Raw genomic sequence first — 21,308 nt, 5'->3', positions numbered from 1 at the left:
GGGCTCACGCGGTCAGGCAGTACACGCGGTACGTGCCGTCCTCGACTTCCACGCCATGCGTGTCGTGCGCAAAACCCGGGAAACGCCGGTCGTACGCCTCGAGCGCCTTCAGGTAGCCGAGCACCGGGCCGCCTGCCGGCCCCGCGTTCTCGCCCGGCATCAAGAGCGGAATGCCCGGCGGATACGGCACGACGCCGGTGGCGACGGTGCGCCCGGCCAGTTCGTCGAGCGTGACCTGCTCGACGCGGCCCTGCACGAGATGCTCGTACGCGCGCACCGGGCTCATCTCCGGCTTCGGCAGGATCGAGAACGCTTCCGACATCAGCCGGGTCGTGCCGAGCTGTTCCATCGCCGCGAACATCGTGTCGGCCAGGTCCTTCAGCCCCATGCCCGCGTAGCGCGCGCCATGCTCCTTCGCGAGCGACGGAATCGCCATGTCGAGCGGCAGGTTCGCGTCGTAGTCGCGCTTGAAGTCGCACAGCGCGCTGACGAGCGAGCCCCACTTGCCCTTCGTGATGCCGATCGAGAACAGGAACAGGATCGTGAAGTCGGTCGTCTTCTCGACGACGATCCCGCGCGCGTCGAGATACGCGGTCACGACGCTCGCCGGGATGCCGACCGGCATCAGGCCGCCGGCCGGTGCGACGCCCGGTGTGACGATCGACACCTTGATCGGATCGAGCATGCAGTAGCCGTCCTCGATGTTGCCGAAGCCGTGCCATTGCGCACCGGGGCGCAGCACCCAGCATGACGGGTCGCTCGCGAGCAGCTCGGCCGGCGCATCGTGGAACGGCAGCGTACGGCCCGTGCGCGCCTCGAGTACCGTGTCGGGCTGCCAGCATTCGAAGAACCAGTCACCCTTCGCGCCGAATTCGTTGTTCATCCGCGCGATCATCTGCCGGAACGCGACGGCTTCCTCGATCGATTCGTGCGTCAGCGCCGCGCCGCCGGGGCCGTCCATCATCGCCGCCGCGACGTCGTTCGACGCGATGATCGCGTAGTTCGGCGACGTCGACGCGTGCATCATGAACGTTTCGTTGAACTGGCCATGCGGGATCGGGCTGCGGCCGTCGCGCACGTGGATGTACGACGCCTGCGACAACGCGGTCAGCAGCTTGTGCGTCGACTGCGTCGCGAACACCGTGGGCCGGTCGGCATGATGGTCGCGCGGGTCGCCGTGCATCGCATGGCGGTCGCGGTAGATCGGGTTGAAACGCGCGTAGCCGTACCAGGCTTCGTCGAAATGCAACCGGTCGACGCTCGCGCCGAGCAGTTCTTCCACGCGCGTGACGTTGTAGCAGAGCCCGTCGTACGTCGAATTCGTGATGATCGCGTGCTTCGGCTGGCGATCGGCCAGCCCGGCCGCGAGCGGGTTCGACGCGATCGCCTCGCGGATCGCCGTCTGCGTGAGACGCTCGGATGCGATCGGCCCGATGATCCCGTAGCGGTTGCGCGTCGGCACGAGGTAGGTCGGGATCGCGCCCGACATCGTCATCGCGTGCTCCGCCGACTTGTGACAGTTGCGGTCGCACAGCGCGATATGGTCGCGGCTCACGCTCGCCATCAGGATGATGCGGTTCGACGTCGACGAGCCGTTCGTCACGTGATACGTGCGATGCGCGCCGAACACGCGCGCCGCGTAGCGTTCGCTTTCGCCGATCGGGCCCGAGTGATCGAGCAGCGAGCCGAGTTCGCCGACCGAGATCGACAGGTCCGAGCGGAACAGCGATTCGCCGAAGTATTCGAAGAACGCGCGGCCGACCGGCGATTTCAGGAAGCCCGTGCCGCCCGTATGGCCGGGCGTATGCCACGAATACTCATAGACCCGCGAGAACTTCGCGAGCGCGCCGAACATCGGCGGCAGCACGTTCGCGCGATAGCGTTCGATCGCCGCGTGGATGCGGCCGCCGATGAAGTCGGCCGTATCCTCGAGCAGCCACACGAAATCGTCGACCTGCCCCATCACCGCGGACGGCACCGACGATGCCACGCTGCGGTCGGCCAGCAGGAAGATCGGCACGTTGCCGTTGCGCTGCCGGACCGCGTCGACCACGGCCTCGGACGGCCCGTGGCCGTCCACGCCGAGATCCCAGTCGAGCAGCACGCACTGGATCGACGGATCGGAACGGATCAGCATGATCGCATCGTCGGCGGAGGTCGCCGTGAGCACGTCGATGTCGCGTTGCGCGAGCTCCGCGCTCAGCGTACGAACCGCTCGCCCGGTCGCCGTTTCCTGCGTGATCTCGTCGTCGACCAGCAGCGCGCGCATGCCGAGCCGACGAATGCCACCGGCAGAAGTATTCATGATGTTGCCCTCGCGGTTCCGATGCTTCGATTGTTGTGTTGTTCATCTCACGAGCACGCGAACAGCAGGCCACGGTCCGCGGCGTGAGACGCTCGCAATTCCGGTTTGATTCGCCATCCAATTCGGAGCCGACTATGCCATAGATGCCTTTCGGTGAAAAGCTGACGATTCGGTAAAACCATCGGCGCCTTTCAAAACGGATTTCATAATTGAATCATTTTTATGTGCAATGCAGCACGGCAATTCCCGATTATTTGATCCTTCTCATCCTTGAATGACATTGTCGATTCCGGTCGATTGAATTCGCACGCTTTTGTTGCTACGATCGGCTGCACCGGGCACGGCCCGATCGCGGCCGTGCCGCGCCGCGCAAGGCTCCATCGCGCAGCGCGCATTCGGCCTTCGGCATTCGCGGGAGCGTTTCAATCGGCTGCGGCGCATGTCGGATCAGAGCGACGTGCCGGTGCGAATACGGCTCCCGCTTCCGCACATTTACGGGAGAGTTTGCGTGAGCCTGTTGAAAATCGCAGTCGAGCCGGCGCTGATTGGCGCCTTCCTCACCACGCACGAACAGGTCGACGTATTCCAGACCGATTTCACGAATATCGCGGCAGTCGTCGTCGGAATTGATTCGGCACAAAAGGTGCTGAATACCGTCGAAAGAACCGGTTTCGCGATTCCGTTCTTCGTCGCGGTCGAGCCCGACCAGGAAGTGCCGCCGGCGGTGCTGCCGCGCGCGAGCGGCGTGATCCAGCTCCGGCACGGCGGCCGCCACTACTACGGCCGGCAGATTTCCGCCGCCGCCGACATCTACAGCGAGAACCTGCTGCCGCCGTTCTTCAAGGTCATGCGCGAATACGTGCAGCGCGGCTACGTGGAGTTCGACTGCCCGGGCCACCAGGGCGGCCAGTTCTTCTCCAGTCATCCGCTCGGCCGGATGTTCTTCGACTTCTTCGGCGAAACGATCTTTCGCTCGGACCTCTGCAACGCGGACGTCCGGCTCGGCGACCTGCTGATCCACGAAGGCCCGGCGCTGGAAGCACAGCGCAATGCCGCGCGGATCTACAACGCGGACAAGACCTGGTTCGTGCTGAACGGCACGTCGACGTCGAACAAGGTCGTCACGAGCGCGTTGCTCGCGCCGGACGATCTCGTGCTGTTCGACCGCAACAATCACAAGTCGGTGCACCTCGGCGCGCTGGTGCTGTCCGGCGCGCGGCCGGTGTACCTCGAAACCGCGCGCAACGCGTGGGGCCTCATCGGCGGCGTCGACAGCGCGGCGCTCGACGAAGCGCGCATTCGCGACGCGATCCGCGACGTCGCGCCCGAGCGCGCGGACCTGCCGCGCCCGTTCCGGCTGGCGGTGATCCAGCTCGGCACCTACGACGGCACGATCTACAACGCCCGCGAGATCGTCGACCGGATCGGCCATCTGTGCGACTACATCCTGTTCGATTCGGCGTGGGTCGGCTACGAGCAGTTCATCCCGATGATGCAGGACTGCTCGCCGCTGATGCTGACGCTCGGCCCCGACGATCCCGGCATCTTCGTCACGCAGTCGGTGCACAAGCAGCAGGCCGGCTTCTCGCAAACGTCGCAGATCCACAAGAAGGACAGCCACATCGAGGGCCAGAAGCGCTTCTGCGATCACCGCCGCTTCAACAACGCGTACATGATCCACGCGTCGACGAGCCCGTTCTACCCGATGTTCGCGGCGCTCGACGTCAACGCGCAGATGCACGCGGGCCCGGCCGGCAAGCGTCTGTGGCGCGACTGCGTCGCACACGGTGTCGATACGCGCAAGCTGCTGATGAAGACCTGCCGCCAGATCCGTCCGTTCGTTCCGCAACAGATCGACGGCCGCCCGTGGGCCGACTACCCGACCGAGCAGATCGTCGACGACCTGCGCTTCTTCCGCTTCCACCCGTCCGACACGTGGCACGGCTTCGAAGGTTATGCGGACGACCAGTACTTCGTCGATCCATGCAAGCTGCTGCTGACGACGCCCGGCATCGATCGCGACACGCACGAGTACGCGCCGTTCGGTGCACCGGCGCCGATCCTCGCGCGCTACCTGCGCGAGCACGGCGTCGTGCCCGAGAAAGCCGACCTGTACACGATCCTGTTCCTGCTCACGCCGTCGGAAAGTTTCGGCAAGCTGCAGCATCTGGTCGCGCACCTCGCGCAGTTCGAACGCCATCTCGACCAGGACACGCCGCTGCGCGAAGCGATTCCGTCGCTGTGCGAAGCCTATCCGGAGCTGTACGGCACCATGCGCCTGCGGCAGCTGTGCCAGCGCATGCACGACTTCTACCGCAGCCACGACATGAAGCACCTGCAGAAGCAGATGTTCCGGCGCGCGCAGTTCCCGAAGCAGATGATGCAGCCGCAGGCCGCGAACGCCGAGCTGATCCGCAACAACGTCGAGCTCGTCACGCTCGATCGCATCGAAGGCCGGATCGCGACCGAAGGCGCGCTGCCCTATCCGCCCGGCATCTTCTGCGTGGTGCCCGGCGAAGCCTGGGGCGGCCCGGCACTCGACTACTTCCGGGCGCTCGAAGCCGGGATCAACGCGCTGCCGGGCTTCGAGCCGGAGATCCAGGGCGTGTACCTGCAGACGCGGCCGGACGGCACGAAGCAGGCGTCGGCGTACGTGGTGGCGGCCGGCGCCGACGCGTCGCGCGCCTGAACCTGCCGGGCGACCGCACGCTGCGTCACCACGCCTGCCGGTAGATCTCCAGCGCGTCGGTCTCCGTCACCTCGCGCGGATTGTTCACGAGCAGGCGCGTCTGCAGCATCGCATCCGACGCCATGCGCGGCAGGTCGCGCTCGCCGATGCCGACTTCGCGCAGCGTGCGCGGAATGCCCGTCGCGACGATCAGCCGGTCGATCTCGGCGATCAGCGCATGCGTTCGCGCTTCGTCGCTGCCGGTCGCCGACGGCGCGACGATCGCCGCGAGTTCCGCGTACAGCGGCGCGGCGGCTGGCGCATTGAAGCGCAGCACATGCGGCAACACCAGCGCATTCGACAGCCCGTGCGGCACGTGGAAAATGCCGCCGACCGGATAGGCCAGCGCATGCACGGCCGCGACCGGCGCGTTCGCGAATGCCTGCCCCGCGAACATCGCACCGACCAGCATCGCCTCGCGCGCGTGCCGGTTGCGGCCGTCGTCGCATGCCGCGAGCAGGTTGCGCGACAGCAGCGTGAGCGCGTGCGTCGCCAGCATGTCGGACACCGGATTCTTCAGCCGCGCGGACGTATACGCCTCGATCGCATGCACCATCGCGTCGATGCCGGTCGCGGCGGTGGCCGCACGCGGCAGGCCGAGCGTGAGTTCCGCGTCGAGGATCGCGACGTCCGCGAACAGGTGCGGCGACACGACACCCATCTTGCGCGCCTCGCCGACCGTCACGATCGACACGGCCGTGACCTCGGAGCCGGTGCCGGCCGTCGTCGGCATCTGCACGAGCGGCAGCCGCGCGCTCGCGACCTTGTCGACGCCGTACATGTCGGCCAGCGCCTGCTGCCGCGGCGCGAGCACCGCGATCAGCTTCGCGACGTCCATCGACGACCCGCCGCCCAGGCCGAGCACGATCTCGGCATCCGCCTCGATGGCGCGCTCGGTCGCTTCGAGCACCACGTGCTCGGGCGGATCGGCGATCACGTCGTCGATCACGGTCACCAGCCAGCCGTGCGCGGCGAGGCTCTCCAGCGCGGGCGCGAGCACGCCGCTGCGATGCAGGAACGCATCGGTGACGACGCACAGCCGCGCGAGCGCCGGAAAGCGTTCGCGCAACAGCGCGCCGAGCCGGCGCGCGGCGCCGAATTCGACGATCTGCGTCGGAACGGTACGGAATTGAAACGGGTTCATCGGGTGCCTCCCGGTGGCGTCGCCGTGCCGGTATCCGGCTGCACCATGAAGCGCGACACTTCGCGGCGATCGAGCAACGGAAAGATCGCACCGATCCCGATCCGCTGAAAATGCGGCGTTTCCCGATGTACGTCGAGGCCGTCCGCCTCGCGGTAGCGCTCGAGGATCACGATGTGGTCGGGATTCTCCGGCGACCGGAAATATTCGTAGTCGAGATTCTTCGGCTCGGCGCGCGTCGCCGGCGCGAGTTCCGCGAGCAGTTCGACCACGCGGCCGCCATTGCCGGGAGACGCGAAGAAGTGCGCGATGACCTGCAGGTAGGGTTGGCTCATGCTGCGCTCCGTGTTTGCGGAAACCTGCCGTGACGGGACGCGCGCAATGCGTCGAACGCGAAGACGCGGCACCGTATCACTGGCTCGTCGTCGCATTGTATTCAATCGGCCATGCGTTCGCAGTACCGCGACCGGGCGCTGAAACCGTCGGGTTCCGCGACGCTTTCAACGCAAGCCGGATCGCAACCGGCCGCCCTTTCCGCCCGCCGACGCCACGGCGGCTACCACGGCACCGTGCGCCCCAGATAGTCGAGGTATTCGAGCCCCGGCCGCGCCCGCTTCGCCAGCAGCACGTCGACGAGGCTCGGTACGCTCTCGTCGATGGTCAGGCGCGCCTCGGGCCCACCGAGCTCGGTGCGCACCCATCCGGGCGCCATCAGCGCCAGCGCACGCCGCGTATCGGCCTGGCGCGCCGCGAAGCTGCGCATGAACTGGTTCAGCGCCGCCTTGCTGCCGCGATACACCTCTCGCATCCCGCTGACGTTGTTCGCGACGCTGCCCTGCCCCGACGACATCGCGCCGATCAGGCCGTCGTCGGTCACGAGATCCTGAAATGTCTCGATCGTACGCATCGGCGCCAGCGCATTCGTGATCATCACGCGCACGAAATCGTCGGTCGTCACTTCACCGATCGTTTCACTCGGGTCGTTGGTCGTCCCGGCATTCACGAACAGCATGTCGAAGCGCCGGCCCGACAGGCGCTCGCGCAGCGCGGCCAGTTGCGCGGGCTCGCAGATGTCGAGCGTCTCGATGTCGAGCCGGCCGTCGTACCGGCCCGCGAGGTCGTGCAGCTTCGTGCGTCCCAATCCCGCGCGCACGGTGCCCGTCACGTTCCAGCCCTTGTCCAGGAATGCTTCCGCCATCGCCAGCCCAAGGCCGCGCGAGGCCGCGACGAGCAGGATCGCGGGGATGTTTCGATTCGATTCGGTCGATTGCATGGTGTCCGCCTTTGCGGGGTTGCGTCATGCGCCCACTATAGGCAGACGTCACGACAGGCGCCAGACGCACCGGATGCAATCCATCGTTGCATCCAACGCCATGTCAGCCGCGCAACGAGCGTATCCTGTCCGGATGGAAGACATCGACCTGAACCTCGTCACCGCCCTCGACGCGCTGCTGTCGGAAAGCAGCGTGACCGGCGCCGCGCGCCGCCTTGGCCTGAGCACGTCCGCGATGAGCCGCACGCTCACGCGGCTGCGGCTGGCCACCGGCGACCCGTTGCTCGTCCGCGCCGGGCGCAGGCTCGTGCCGACGCCGCACGCGGCCGCGTTGCGCGATCGCGTGCATGCGCTCGCGAGCGACGCACGCGCCGTGCTGCGGCCGGCCACGGCCGACGTCGACATGGCGACGCTCGCGGCGACGTTCACCATTCGGGCGGCCGCGTCGTTCATGGAAATGCTGTCCGGCCCGGTGGTCGCCGCGCTCGGCGAAATCGCCCCGCACGTGCGTATCCGCTTCGTAGCGAAGCCGGACCGCGATCCGCAGGCGCTGCGCGACGGCACGGTCGACCTGGAAATCGGCAAGCGCGGCGACGATGCGCCCGAACTGCACACGCGCATGCTCTTTCACGACTGGCACGTCGCGGTGGCGCGCGCCGGGCACCCGCTGTTCGCGTTGGCCCGGATCACGCCGGCGCGCTACGCGGCCTGCCGTCACGTCATCTCGGCCCAGCTCGGCGATTTCAGCGGGCCGGCCGGCGATTCGGCCGATCGAACCGGCTCGGGCCCGCCCGTGCACGTCGTGGTGCCCGGCTACCCCGACGCGATGCGCGTCGCGGCCAGCACCGACCTGATCGCGCTCGTGCCGCGCTCGTGTCTCGGCAACGCCTTCTCGCCGGGGCTCACGGATGCCCTCGGGCTGCGCAGCTTCGAGATCCCGGTTCGCCTGCCGGCCATCCTCGTGTCCGCGCTGTGGCATCCGCGCATGCACGGCGACCCGGTGCAGCGCCGTCTGCGCGACGCGGTCATTGCGGTCTGCCAGCGTGCGTATCCGGATTCCCGGGCGCCGCGCGCGACGGCGCGCGGCGCCGGCACCCGCAAGGCCGGCTGACGCGCGGCCAACCCGCTGACCGCCCGGCGCCGATCCAGCCCCTTTCCTCGCTCCGCCGAATCGCCACCAGCGCAGCGCGCGCCGGCGGCGCGGGCGGAGCCTTCGGCTAAAATGCCGCACTTTCCACCTTGTCCGGCCCGCTCGCCATGCAACCCGCCTCCTCCGCCCAACCCGTCGCCCACGGCGCCGACGCCGCCGATGCGGCCCGCGACCTCGTCTACGGCCCGAACGACCGGCCGGCGCCGATGGTCGCGTTCGTCGCCGCGCTACAACACCTGCTGGCGATCATCGTGCCGATCGTCACGCCCGGCCTGCTGATCTGCCAGGCGCTCGGCGTGCCCAGCCGCGATACGACCCTGATCGTGTCGATGTCGCTGGTGATTTCCGGCATCGCCACCTTCGTCCAGTGCAAGCGCTTCGGCCCGCTGGGCGCCGGCCTGCTGATCGTCCAGGGCACCAGCTTCAACTTCGTCGGCCCGCTGATCGCGGGCGGCAGCCTGATGGTCAAGCAAGGCACGCCGGTCGAGACCGTGATGGCCGCGATCTTCGGCGTCGTGATCGCCGGTTCGTTCGTCGAGATGGGCGTGTCGCGCATCCTGCCGTTCGTGAAGCGCCTGATCACGCCGCTCGTCACCGGCATCGTCGTGCTGCTGATCGGCCTCACGCTGATCAAGGTCGGCCTCATCAGCATGGGCGGCGGCTACGGCGCGATGGCCAAGGGCACGTTCGCGAGCGCGGAGAACCTGACGCTGTCGGGGCTCGTGCTCGGCACGATCATCCTGCTGAACCGCGTGCCGGTCGTCTGGGTACGCAGTACCGCGCTCGTCATCGCGCTCGTGATCGGCTACCTCGCGGCCGCATTCCTCGGCCGCCTCGACTTCACGGGCATGCACCAGGCCGCGCTGTTCCAGGTGCCGACGCCGCTGCACTTCGGCATCGGCTTCTCGTGGTCGCTGTTCGTGCCGATGCTGATCATCTATCTCGTCACGTCGCTCGAGGCGATCGGCGACGTCACGGCCACCAGCAAGATCTCGAACGAGCCGGTCGAAGGCCCGGTGTGGATGCAGCGCATCAAGGGCGGCGTGCTCGTCAACGGCGCGAACTCGCTGCTGGCCGGCGTGTTCAACACGTTCCCGAGCTCGGTGTTCGCGCAGAACAACGGCGTGATCCAGATCACCGGCGTCGCGAGCCGCCACGTCGGCATCTGGATCGCGGGGATGCTCGTGGTGCTCGGCCTGTTCCCGGTCGTCGCCGGCGTGCTGCAGGCCGTGCCGGAGCCCGTGCTCGGCGGCGCGGCGATGGTGATGTTCGGCGCGGTGGCCGCCTCGGGCATCAACATCCTCGCGGGTGTCCAGCTCGATCGTCGCGCGCTGCTGATCATCGCGGTGTCGCTGGCGCTCGGCCTCGGCGTGTCGCAGGTGCCGGACATCCTCAACAGCCTGCCGCACGCGCTGAAGAACGTGCTGGAATCGGGTGTGGCGACGGGCGGCATCTGCGCGCTCGTGATGAACTGGTTCCTGCCGGAAAAGAAATGACCGGACGCGCCGCAGGGCGACGCGGCGTGCCCGACAGGCGGCGCCGCTGCGCGCGAACCTCGACGCGCCGAACGCGACGTCCGGCCGCCCGCTCTGCCGAAGCGCTGACGTGGAACCGGTCAGGATGACTTGCGGCCTGGCCGGTTGCAGCACGCGCGGCACCCGATGCTTGAGCCGCAGCCGGGTAGCCGGCGCGGCATGGCCCCGACGGCGCCTGGGCGCGCCGGCCAGGACAATCAAAAGTCAAACCCGGTCAGGCCACCTTGGTCGATCGATTCGTGCTGGTTAGAATCACGCTATGCCCCAAGTCCCCGCCCCCAACAACGCCCCCGCGGCAACGACCGTCCAGGTCAAGGAACGCGCGACCATCGTCTGCTACCGCGACGCGCGCGTGCTGCTCGTCGCGCGCACGGCGTCGCGCTGGGCCTTGCCCGGCGGCACCATCAAACGCGGGGAAACGCCGCTCGAGGCCGCGCATCGCGAGCTGTGCGAAGAAACCGGCATGACCGGCCAGGACCTGACGTATTCGATGCAGTTCACCGGGCTCGCGAAGATCCATCACGTGTTCTTCGCGGAAGTCGGCCCGGACCAGACGCCGCAAGCGAGCAACGAGATCGAGAAATGCAAGTGGTTTCCGATCGACGGTGTCGACGGGCTGCGCGCCAGTATTCCGACGAAGCGAATCGTCGAACTCGTCTACAACCACGAAATCCGCAAGGCGTAAGCGCACCGCGCGCGAGCGTGCAGCCGCCCCGCTCGGGTCGTCGTTCGTCGATCGGCGGCGCGCGAACGCTCAGTGCGTGCGCTGTCTTCGCAATTCGTGCGTGGAATAAACGACGAGAAAGATGCCGAGCATCGCGATGCCGGACGCCATGAAGTCGTTTGCGCTTCCCGCGCCGCGCAGCGACGCCGGGAGAATGCCCAGACTCAATCCTGCCCCAGCAAGAAGCAATCCTGCTGCTACGCCCCAGATCGGTCCGGTGATCTTGTCGGTTTTATTTTTCATACAGCACCCGTCTACAGTCGTGACCTGAACGGCATCGGCAAAAGGCGCCGCGTCTACCCTCAGTGGTTTCACTATAGCCGGAAAATAATTCACTGCGCGTCCGGACATTTACCGATCAAGTTTTACCGGTCGCGACCGCTTGACCGGGAAAATCGTGCCCCGTTCGGCCCGGGGGCCGACAAACGATCCGCGCGCCACCCGGCGCGCCCCTTCCGGTTCGTTCCCGGCGCCAACCAGGCGGCCGCCCGCGGCCCACGTTCCTAGCCCGGCACCGATCGGTCTCACGCCATCGCGCCGGGTGTAATTGCCTGTAATTGCACCGTCGCACCAGACTGCCTAATTTCCACCTGTACCTTCGGCGCATCGATACGGGAAGCCCGCCCGAAGGGTCCGTGAGCGTTTGACCTCGAACCGGCACATGTCCGGCGTAACGCGGTTCGGAAACCCCGCACCTCGACCCGGCCCTCGGTCCGGGGGCGGGGATTCGGGCCGCACCGCGCGCGAATTTCCGCCGGACTCGCATGACACACCACACGTTCTCAACTGGAGATGGAAATGATCAATATTCAGGACTCCCGAGTCATCAAGTACGACAACGACAGGAAGAGCGTCACCGTCTATCGCGATTTCGCGAACACGAATCTCTGGTACATCGTGCCGAAACCCCAGCTCGCCACCCAGACCGTCGACGGCATCACCCTTCCGGCGTTCGCGCTGACCGAGTTCAGGACGAACAGCGGCTCGGCCGGCACGGTGACGTTTACGGCCGAACTCGTGATCGACCCGGAGGCCTACCAGGCCGTGAAGAACGTCCTGGGCCAGGGCATCGAATTCGGCCAGTTCGTGTGGAACGACGCCCAGGCGTTCCTGACGCTGACGCTTCCGTCCACGGCGCCCGATACGCAGCTCAACGTCACGCCGTCCAATTTCGGCAGCAACGCGGCGACGTTCATCATCGACCTGAAGACCGCCGCCGACGTCAAGGCGATTCGCGACATCTTCGACTCGGGCGTCGGCCTGTCGACCTGGTCGATCCAGTATGTCGCCACGACGCTGAGCCAGCTGCCGGCCGTCAAGGCCACCGTGACCTACGACTGCGCGATCGCCGCCAGCTACCAGAAGACCGTCCACATCGACCGCAACGTCTGGGGCAGCGAGACCGGACGGCGCACCACGATCCGCGAATACATGCAGAAGTCCGATTCCGGCAAGGTCGACCTGGCGTGGTCGGTCCAGCCGTCGGACGAGTTCCGGCAACGCGTCCACGACTGGGCGTTCACGACGCTCGAGGGGCTGGTCCAGGCCGCCGCCGACGATGTCGCGCGCCGCCTCGGCGCGAGCGCGGCCGACGATTTCAGCATCAACTCGATCGGCTCGTTCCAGCGCGTCTACCAGGAAAACGAGGTCATCGACTGGACGATCATGCCGCAGGGCTTCCTGCCGACCTTCGACAAGACGGTCTGGAGCCGGCTGGACAAGACGGTCGACAACCGCACGCTGGATGTGTCCGTGACGATGTCGGCCGACCTGAAGAACGCGGGCATCAGGAAGGTCACCGTGACGATCGACTATCCGGGCAAGGGCCAGCCGGAATCCAACGCATTCACCGCCGACACGGCCAATACCTGGCATTACGAATCCAACGGTTTCTTCGGCGCGAACAAGCAATTCGTATCGGAATACACGTACTGGTACCAGGTCGAGCCCGAAGACGGCGATGCCTTCACGTCGCCGCCATTCAAGAGCAGCAGCGACCAGCTCCAGATTTCCAACACCGACCTCGGCTACCAGCAAGCCGAGTTCATCTGCTCGAACATCGCATTCGCATCGGAAAAACCGGGCAACAACGTCGACTTCGTGCTGATCGACTTCACGTACCTGCCGACCGCCGGCTCCAAGCTGTTCGTCGATCAGCGCAAGGTCACCAAGAACGCCCAGGCCGTGCAGTTCCGCAGCCACAGCTATCAGCCGAGCGGCGCGAACTACAGCTATGCGGTCACCTACGTGCTGACGAACGGCGACATCATCGTCAACCAGCCGCAGTCGGTGTACCCGGTGGTGAACAGCCAGACCCTGACCGTCTACAGCATGATCGCCCCCGCCGACTTCACGGTCACCGTCATGAACGACACGATTCCGGGGGGCAGTATCGCGCTGCCGGCGATCACCGGCGTCTCGCTGACGACCGGCTACACCGACCAGCCGGACAGCCCGGATCGCCAGACGCACAAGTTCCACGAACTGGGGATCGAGGACTACTACACCGGCACGTGGGAATACCAGGCCGTCAAGCGCAGCACCTCGACCGTCCAGGTCGACGGCACGGTCTATTACCGCGACAAGAACAACACGCGCAAATCCGTCGCGGTCCGCAAGGTGCGCTACGGCAACACGCCGTCGTTCGCACTGGACGTGTTCCCGGTCCAGTTGCCCTTCACGGTGACGTTCGATCCGTCGCTGGTCGACTGGAAGACGTACATCCAGGTCGAAGTCCAGATGTACCGCGCGTCGGGGTCGGGCAAGACCGACATCGACTCCTGCATCTTCAAGCCCACGACGCTGTCGAACGGCACCACGATCCTCCCGTCGCCCTACTACTACACGTTCGCGCGCGAAGTCGATGCGTCGACGGAATTCCAGTACGCGACGACCTACTTCGAAGCCGGGACCAACCGCGGCGTCGAAGGGCCGCAGGGCAGTTACGACAACAACACGCTGGTGCTGCCCCACGATACCAAGGGCGGGACGAAGCCGGTCTATTCGGTACGGCTGCCGGCAAGCGACGTCCTGACCCGCGACCTCGACGAGACCGACAAGGCCGACGAGACCGACCTGGTCTGACCGCCCTCCCGACCGACCCAAGCGCGCGACCATGACAACGCTCACCTACACCGTCAAGCTGGCGACCGAATCCGGCCCCGCATCGCCTCCCGCCCCCCGGCGGGCGACGCTGCTGCTCGAGTTCAAGGATCCGGTACGCAACGCTTACCAGCAAGCGACGCTCGTCCTCGACACCGACACGCCGCGGCGCACGTGGCAGATCGACGTGGCCGCGGCCGACACGGGACAGGCGTTCTACGCCTCGGTGCTCGATTACGAGGCCGGCGAACAGGTCGCGCGCGCTCCGGTCCCCTTCGTCGGCACCGAGGCCACGATCGGCGGCGCCGCCGAACCCGTCTCCGTCACGGCGCTGCTCGACGCGCTCGACTGGACGGCCGTGTCCTCGGTACAGGTCGCCGTCGGGGGACAGTCCCACACCTTCACCCGCGAGCGGCCGTATGCGTGGTGCTTCGCGCTGCCCGGCCCGGGCATCGTCGAATGGGCCGCCGACTACGCGATGACGGACGGCACCCGGCGATCCGGCACGGGCGTGGCCACGCAAGGCATCGCCATCATCCCCGCGCCGCCGGCCGACGTTCGCTTCTCGATCGCCGCCGCCGACGTCGACGCATTCGCGGTGGCCGCCGTCGCGTTGCGCGTGACCGGCTACGACGGCGTGGTCAGGACTGCAGAACTCGCCAAGACGCACCCGAGCGTGACGCTCTCGCTGCCGTTCGCGCCGCCGGAACAGGCATGGTTCGTCTACGACTGGACGGTCACCTATACCGACGGCACGCCTGCGTGGACAGCGCCGGCCCGCGCGAGCGACGGCGCGCGGTCGATCGTGCTCGACGATTTCGGCCGCATCCTGCTGGCCAGCGACGCCATCGACTTCGACGTGGTCGAGAAAGTGACGCTGACCTGGCAGTACGACAACCAACCCAAGACGGCCGAGTTGTCCCGCGCGCAACGGTCGGTCCTGCTGCGCCCCGGCCAGGACTACGATCGTGCGCGGCCGCTGGTGGCCGGCCTGACCTATGTGCTGTCCAGCGGATCGACGAACCTCGAGGGCGAGGCCGTGCCGCAGGGCCGCTTCGAGGTGCCCTATCCGCTCAGCACGCGGCTGGTGCGCGTCTTTGCGCCCGGCATGCTGACCACGCCGCCGCTCTACAGCGCGATGCGCCTCACGTCGGTCCAGACGCTCGAACTGGGCTCCGGCTGGCAACTCCAGACCGGCCTGCCGCAGATCAACCTCACCCCGAGCGCGCCGACCTGGGAAACGCGCGTCGCCGCGGTCGAGCCGGAGCGGGTCGTGCTGAGCTTCGCGGGCACGGCAACGCCCGACGGCGGCGGCAGGCCGAAGCCGATCGCGCTGACCCGATCGCCATTCGAGCTGACGCCCGCCGGGCCGGAGATCGCGCTCGCGACGGTCCAGGTATCGGCGCAGTCCGTCTCCTGGGAGCGCTACGTGCGCGTGGAAGCGAGCCTGTGGACCGGCAGCGATGCCGCACGTGAAAACGAACAGACGATCTCGTTCGACCGCAACAGCGCCGATGCGTGGTGGGCCTACCTGCCGCCATCGGGAACCTACGGCCCGTCGTTCCGATGGTCGGCGACCTACTATCCGGCCGACGGCACGTCGCCACAGCACAAGGCACCGACGTCCAGCGACAACCCGCGCCTGTCGCTGCCGCCGACGCTGTCCTGAGCGCGGCCTTCACGCACGAACGCCCACCATGCCCATGGCCGAACTCCACCCGGCAGTGCAGCGAGCGCTGGCGCTGGCGTCCTCGCACGGGACGCCCGCACGCCAGGCCGCGGCGCCCGCGCCGGACGCCGCGCTGCGGCACCTGCTGCGCGACCGTTCGCCGGCGGAACCCGCCGCCTGGAACGACAGCAAACTGGGACGCAGCGGCTTTCCGGTGGAAATCTCCATCGCGTTCGGCCGCCCGGAACTGCGCTATACCGTGGAGCCCGCCGGCCCCGACACGCCGCCCGCGCGCCGGTTGAGTCGCGCGGGTGCCGCGATCGCCGCGCTGTCGGACGAGTCGATCGAACCCGCGGACCTCGCGGCGATCGCGTCGTTCCAGGACAACGCGGCGCTCGCCTACGGCGCATGGATCGGCGGCCGGCACGGCGACGGCAAGCCCCGCTTCAAGCTCTATGCGGAGGTGCCCGGGCGCGGCGCCGAGCACGCGCTGGCCTGGGGCACCCGCCATCTCGGCGACCTGTCGGGCATCGTCCGGCGCGGCGCGTGGCCCGTCATGGCCGGCTGGCAACCGGCGGGCCGGCGCGCCGAGCTCTACCTCCGCACGCGCCGGCTGTTCCGCGCGGATGTGCCGCTGCTGATGGCGGCGGCACGACTCGAGCACCGCGCAGACGAAGTGCTCGGCCTGCTGCAGGATGCCTGCTGCAGCGCGATCGAGGCCGCGCTGCCGGCGGCCGATTTCGGCGTCAGCATCGGTGCCGGCCCGGACGGCGCGTCGACGTTCACGCTGTATGCGGTCGCCAACGACCTGTTCGGCGGCGACGGCCGCATCCGCGAAACGGTGCTGCGCGTGGCCGCCGCCCGCGGATGGGACACGCACTTCTATCGCGCGCTCAGCGAACCGCTGGCCGGCGCGAGCGGCTTCGTGACCCGGCACGGGATGTTCGGCATCGTCGTGGCATCGGACCAGCCGGCGACCGTGGCCATCGGACTGACGCCGGACCATCCCGAGACGTCGTCATGAGCGCCGCGTTGCCCGCCCGCGCGAGCCGCGCCCCGGTCCACGCGCTCGATGCGCTCCTCTCGGCGCAGGCGCCCGGCGGTGCGTTCCCGTCGCGCGTGACCGTCGGCGACCGGCGCTACGCGGACGAGAACGCCTTCGTCACGACCCTGGTCCTCGACGCGCTTGCGCGCCTGCCGGCCGGGACGGCCGATCGCGCGATCGCCCGCGGCCTCGACTTCCTCGAAAGCTGCGCCTCGCTCACCTGCCCGGGCGCGTTCCATTTCTATCCGCCCGGCCGGATGCCGTCCTGGCTGGGCGTCGACCTGCCCGCGGATGCCGACGATACCGCGCTCGCGCTGACGCTGCTTGCCCGCTTCGGACGGCGCACCGCGGCCGAGGCCTGCGACGCGCTGGAGCGTGTGCTGCATCCGTGGCGGCTGCACTACCGCCCGGAGTCCGCCGATCCGTGGATCGCGCAAGGGGCGTGCCGGACCTGGCTCGACCGCCGTGCGGCCCCCAATCCGGTGGATGCATGCGTGAACGCGAACGTCGCGACGGCGCTGACCTCGCTGGGCGGCGCCGGCCACGCCGCCTGCCGCGCGGCGCGCGACACCGTGCTGGACGCCATCGCGTTCGTCGCGGAGAACCCCGCGCATCGCGCGCGGCTGACCGCCTTTTACCCCGACCTGTGGGAACTCGTGCATGCGCTGCGCCGGGGCGCCCGGCACGGCGTCACCGGTTTCGCGCGCGCGGCCGCGCAGCTGGCCGGGATGCTCGGCCCCCACGCCGGCGCGCAGGCCACGGTCTGCTCGTCTACCGACATGCGCTGGCGCTGGACAGCGCCCCTGTTGCAAACGGCGCGCACGCTCACGCGCGACACGCCCTAGCCGTCACCGCCCACCCTTTCACTGGAGAGATCCCATGCCTGGCGTTCATACCGTCCCACCGTCGCTGTCCGCTTCGCTCTACGGCAACGCACCCGATCCGAAATCGGGCCTGCAGGTCAGCACCCGTCTGATGGAAAGCTACGAGATCATCCGCCCGGTCACCGGCGCGAGCGACATCTCGACGTTCCTCAATGCCGCCGGGCGCCTCGATATCTATTCGTCCGGCGCCGCGCAGAAGGTCTACCGGATCCGCGCGGACAACCAGTCGGACACCGGCTGGACCGAAACCGACCTCGGCGTCACCGCGAGCCAGATCAGCCCCTGTCTCGCGCGCAGCAACGACTACGACAACCCGAATCTCCTCGGCATCGGCGCCAGCGGCAAGCTGACGCTGAGCCGATGGCAGGACGGCCGCTACGCGCAGGCCGACTGCCAGCCCGCCGGCGCGAAACGCCCGCTCAAGCAGATGCTGTCGACCCGGAATTTCGGCAACGTCTACGTCAACGTCGTGCTCGACAACGACGAAGTCGGCAGCAGCTATCTGCGGCCGGACGGCACCTGGGGGTCGACCGACTGGGTACCGATCCGCAAGAGCCAGGGCAGCCCGGACAACGCCACGGTCAAGCGCATCGCGATGTGCGCGAACGATCCGGTGCAGCAGTCGCTATTCGCCATCGGTCCGGACAACGCCGTGCTGTTCGCGCAGAGCGACTTCCGCTTCTCCTACTTCACGACGCTCGGCTACAAGAAGGCGATCGACCTCGCCGTCGTGGCCGACCAGGAGAAGCGCCTGAACATCTTCATCGTCGATACCGACTTCGGCATCTGGCAAAAGCGCGAGAAGAAATACAGCACGTCGGGCATCCAGTTCGACGACTGGGTGCTGGTCAGCAACGCGGCGCCGGTCACGGGCCTGCGGGCGGTCATCAACGCAGGCGGCCTGCTCGAGGTCTTCGCGATCGGCAAGGATCAGCGGCTCTACCATACGCGGCAGATCAGCAGCGGGCTCAACAAGGTGAGCTGGTCGAGCCTGTTCGAACTCGGCAACCCGGTGCCCAACACGAAATTCACCGTCGGCCGCAACGCCGCCGGCTACTCGGAAGCGTATTCCGTGTCGTCGGACAGCAGGCTGTACCGCTTCTGGCAGGACCCGAAGACGACCCAGTGGACCAACGAGGAAATCCGCCTGCAGGGCACGGGCGAGATGACGTCGGTGCCGACCCATGCCACCGAGATCACGGTGCTGGACGACGCCGGCCAGCTTGCCGTCAACGCCCGGGTGCAGATCGATGCCGCGTCGATGGTGCCGCTGCGCATCAACGGCCTCTACTACCAGGCGAGCCCGGACTACACGATCCCGGTGCTGTCGGGCGGCGGCGGCAAGGTGGTGATCGAGCGCTTCACCAACAGCCTCGCGAGCCCCAGCTACCACGTCCGCACGCAGTTCATGCAGCCGGGCGAAGGCGTCACCGTGGAGCCGAACGGCGCGCTGCAGGAGAAGATGCACGCGGTCGACACCGACGCCGTCTGGAACGCGAAGACCGCCTCCGGCGCCTACCTGCTGGCCGGGGATTTCCGGACCCGCGAAAACGCCGAGAACGTGGCGAAGATCATGCGCCAATCAATGTCGTTCGGCATGCCGGCCAACGCGTCGGCCCGGAGCCTGCGCTACCTCGGCGCCAACCGCTCGCTCGTCGGGCTGCGGCACACGACGCGTGGCACGGCCGACCCGTTCGCGCTCGTGCCGGAAGACGTGCCCGCCCAGCACTGGCGGGTGTCGTTCACCGATACCGGCGTGCACTACGACGACCTGACCGCGGACCAGGCCGGCGCCTACCTGTTGCGCTCCCGCGCGCTCGCGTCGTCCGGCAACGAAACCCTGGCGAATGCCGGCTTTCTCGGCATCGACTGGGGCGACATCTGGAACGCGATCAAGAACGGCGTCGGCCGCATCATCGACGGCCTGAAGGAATTCGTCGTGACGACCATCGTCGATCCGGTCACGCGCCTCGTCAACGAGATCAAGGTCGTCTTCAACTTCCTCATCGACGGCGTGACGTACCTGATCGACAAGACCATCAAGCTCTTCCAGCAGGCGTTCGACATCGTCGAGGGCATCTGGAACAAGCTCAAGGTGTTCTTCAAGGAGCTGTACGAGTGGCTGGCCTTCTTCTTCGCGTGGGGCGACATCAAGCGATCGGCGGAGGCGACCCGCCATACGTTCGACGCGACCTTCGACTACCTGCTCCTGGCGGTCGAGGCGGTGAAAGGCCAGGTGGCGGCCGGTTTCGACCACCTGCAGACGGAGATCGACAAGGCCGTCAACACGTTCCTCGCGCAACTCGACCCGAAGCTCGGGATCGGCCAGTACGCGGACGACGTCGATCGCCCGGACCCGCGCATCGGCGAGTCGACCAGCCACAACGTGCTGCTCAATGCCTTTTCGGATAACTACAAATCGACGCGCGTGTTGTCCCGTGGCGATGCGCTGGCCGTCGCCGCCGATCCGCTCCAGGGCCTGTGCGAAAAGCTGAAGGCAGTCGCCGACAACTTCGAGTTCGGCCAGGGCAAGAACGCGTTCCACGACGCCGCCGCCTACTTCGAACAGATCGGCCGCACGCCCGATCGCGTGCTCGACCTGCTGTTCGCCGGCACCGTCAAGGTGATGGAGGCCGTCACCCAGTTCGCGTTGAGCGCGGCCAAGGGCCTGGTCCTGACGATTCTCGACCTGGTCGCCGACGTGATCGGCGCGGTCAAGGACCTGTTCGACACCGAATGGGAAATCCCGTTCGTGTCGCAGCTTTACAAGCTGATCACCGGCTCGTCGCTGAGCTTCAAGGTGCGCGACCTGTTCTCGTACGTCGTCGCCATCCCCGGCACGTTGCTGTACAAGCTCGTGAAGCATGAAGCGCCGTTCCCCGACGCCGCGAGCGTCACCCGCTTCAAGTCGTCGTTCACCGCGCAGTGGCTCGCCGAGCAGAGCGGAATCGCGCCGAAGTCCGAGGTTTCGCTGATGGTCAGCGCCGAGCAGAAATCGGCCATCGCGGTCTTCTTCGGCGTATCGGCGTCGGTCTGCATCTTTGCCGCGACCATTCTCGACACCATCGAGATCGCGCTGCAGACCGAGGAGGTCGAGGTCGAGGCGATCGGCACCGGCTCGCTGTTCATGGGCTTCGGCTCCGCGTTCTTCAGCGTGCCGTGGATGATCGCGAGCGACGCGGGCGGCTTCTCGTGCAACGACGGCAAGGGGCTCAACAACCTGCTCTGGCTGTTGAACACCGTCGTCGGGTACGGACGGGCCGCGGCGCTCAAGATCGCCGGCAAGAAGTACAAGATCCCCGCGGAAGTGGATCAGGTCACGGTGAATCTGTGGGGCTGCGCGCGGCTGGCCCTGACGATCGTGTGGGCCGTGAAGAGCGGCGAGGAACTGGATGGCGTCGAAGCGGCGGAGGCGTTCGTCGACACGATCACCGGTCAGGTGTTCCGCTTCCTGGGCGTCAAGGCGGTGGTCGCCGCGACCGAGGGCATCTCGCTCCTCGCGCTGCTCGTGATCGTCGGCCTGGGCGGCATGACGACGACCGCGCTGCATCTGGCCGCGTCGCTGAAATCCGACGAGGCCGTCGCGCGGCGCCTGCCCGCCCAGGCGCTGGCGTGACGCCGGCCGGTCGTCGCGACACGATCGGGCAGCGCGACGGCATGAAAGCGACCGCGCGCGGCGGCATCCGGCCCGGCGGGCCGAGGCCGCCGCGCGGCCGCGGTCGACGCGGTGGCGAGCCGTCGTGCCGCGGCGA

The 21,308-nt window shown here is 67.6% G+C and carries 14 protein-coding genes; 9 read left to right on the top strand and 5 right to left on the bottom strand.

From position 1 onward, the window contains the following. Nucleotides 1-4 precede the first annotated feature (4 nt). Nucleotides 5-2,305, bottom strand: a complete 2,301-nt coding sequence (locus WJ12_RS25495) for an Orn/Lys/Arg family decarboxylase (RefSeq protein ID WP_059558295.1) — start codon at nucleotides 2,303-2,305, stop codon at nucleotides 5-7. A 508-nt stretch (nucleotides 2,306-2,813) separates the two neighbouring features. On the opposite strand from WJ12_RS25495, the gene WJ12_RS25490 reads away from it, so the two are divergent. Beyond that, nucleotides 2,814-4,994, top strand: coding sequence for an ornithine decarboxylase (locus WJ12_RS25490; RefSeq protein ID WP_059558297.1), 2,181 nt, complete (start codon nucleotides 2,814-2,816; stop codon nucleotides 4,992-4,994). A 25-nt stretch (nucleotides 4,995-5,019) separates the two neighbouring features. On the opposite strand, the gene WJ12_RS25485 is transcribed toward WJ12_RS25490, so the two are convergent. The 3 genes from WJ12_RS25485 to WJ12_RS25475 all read right to left on the bottom strand — a co-directional run bounded on the left by WJ12_RS25485 (nucleotide 5,020) and on the right by WJ12_RS25475 (nucleotide 7,447). Further along, nucleotides 5,020-6,177, bottom strand: coding sequence for an iron-containing alcohol dehydrogenase (locus WJ12_RS25485; protein WP_069245925.1), 1,158 nt, complete (start codon nucleotides 6,175-6,177; stop codon nucleotides 5,020-5,022). Beyond that, complete coding sequence (locus WJ12_RS25480) at nucleotides 6,174-6,509, bottom strand: putative quinol monooxygenase (RefSeq protein WP_069245924.1); 336 nt, start codon at nucleotides 6,507-6,509, stop codon at nucleotides 6,174-6,176. The genes WJ12_RS25485 and WJ12_RS25480 overlap by 4 nt, the downstream gene beginning before the upstream one ends. Nucleotides 6,510-6,730: 221 nt before the next feature. After that, nucleotides 6,731-7,447, bottom strand: a complete 717-nt coding sequence (locus WJ12_RS25475; RefSeq protein WP_069245923.1) for an SDR family oxidoreductase — start codon at nucleotides 7,445-7,447, stop codon at nucleotides 6,731-6,733. A 133-nt stretch (nucleotides 7,448-7,580) separates the two neighbouring features. Between WJ12_RS25475 and WJ12_RS25470 the strand changes: the two genes are divergently transcribed. The 3 genes from WJ12_RS25470 (at nucleotide 7,581) to WJ12_RS25460 (ending at nucleotide 10,817) form a co-directional block, all read left to right on the top strand. Beyond that, complete coding sequence (locus WJ12_RS25470) at nucleotides 7,581-8,558, top strand: LysR substrate-binding domain-containing protein (RefSeq protein WP_069245922.1); 978 nt, start codon at nucleotides 7,581-7,583, stop codon at nucleotides 8,556-8,558. A 146-nt stretch (nucleotides 8,559-8,704) separates the two neighbouring features. Beyond that, nucleotides 8,705-10,093: a nucleobase:cation symporter-2 family protein gene (locus WJ12_RS25465; protein WP_049028406.1), complete on the top strand. Its 1,389-nt coding sequence runs from the start codon at nucleotides 8,705-8,707 to the stop codon at nucleotides 10,091-10,093. Nucleotides 10,094-10,391: 298 nt separating this feature from the next. Further along, a complete protein-coding gene (locus WJ12_RS25460) occupies nucleotides 10,392-10,817 on the top strand; it encodes an NUDIX hydrolase (RefSeq protein ID WP_034185852.1) in 426 nt (141 codons plus the stop codon). 69 nt (nucleotides 10,818-10,886) lie between these two features. On the opposite strand, the gene WJ12_RS25455 is transcribed toward WJ12_RS25460, so the two are convergent. Further along, nucleotides 10,887-11,099, bottom strand: a complete 213-nt coding sequence (locus WJ12_RS25455; protein ID WP_034185851.1) for a hypothetical protein — start codon at nucleotides 11,097-11,099, stop codon at nucleotides 10,887-10,889. 555 nt (nucleotides 11,100-11,654) lie between these two features. Between WJ12_RS25455 and WJ12_RS25450 the strand changes: the two genes are divergently transcribed. From WJ12_RS25450 to WJ12_RS25430, 5 genes are read left to right on the top strand one after another with little or no spacing between them, the layout of a single operon-like run. After that, nucleotides 11,655-13,940, top strand: a complete 2,286-nt coding sequence (locus WJ12_RS25450; RefSeq protein ID WP_124609795.1) for a hypothetical protein — start codon at nucleotides 11,655-11,657, stop codon at nucleotides 13,938-13,940. Between the two features lie 31 nt (nucleotides 13,941-13,971). Further along, on the top strand, nucleotides 13,972-15,627 hold the full coding sequence (locus tag WJ12_RS25445) for a hypothetical protein (protein ID WP_034185849.1): 1,656 nt from the start codon (nucleotides 13,972-13,974) through the stop codon (nucleotides 15,625-15,627). A 28-nt stretch (nucleotides 15,628-15,655) separates the two neighbouring features. Then, nucleotides 15,656-16,651 (top strand): hypothetical protein, encoded by a 996-nt coding sequence (locus WJ12_RS25440; RefSeq protein WP_124609796.1) that lies wholly within the window; start codon nucleotides 15,656-15,658, stop codon nucleotides 16,649-16,651. Further along, nucleotides 16,648-17,517 (top strand): prenyltransferase/squalene oxidase repeat-containing protein, encoded by an 870-nt coding sequence (locus tag WJ12_RS25435; protein ID WP_069245921.1) that lies wholly within the window; start codon nucleotides 16,648-16,650, stop codon nucleotides 17,515-17,517. The genes WJ12_RS25440 and WJ12_RS25435 overlap by 4 nt, the downstream gene beginning before the upstream one ends. A 34-nt stretch (nucleotides 17,518-17,551) precedes the next feature. Then, complete coding sequence (locus tag WJ12_RS25430; RefSeq protein WP_069245920.1) at nucleotides 17,552-21,172, top strand: DUF8189 domain-containing protein; 3,621 nt, start codon at nucleotides 17,552-17,554, stop codon at nucleotides 21,170-21,172. The last annotated feature ends 136 nt before the right edge of the window (nucleotides 21,173-21,308 follow it).

The sequence above is a fragment of the Burkholderia seminalis genome (assembly GCF_001718535.1).
Taxonomy (GTDB): domain Bacteria; phylum Pseudomonadota; class Gammaproteobacteria; order Burkholderiales; family Burkholderiaceae; genus Burkholderia; species Burkholderia seminalis.
The sequence above is the reverse complement of the archived record's forward strand: the minus strand, read 5'-3'. Positions and strand labels throughout refer to the sequence as shown.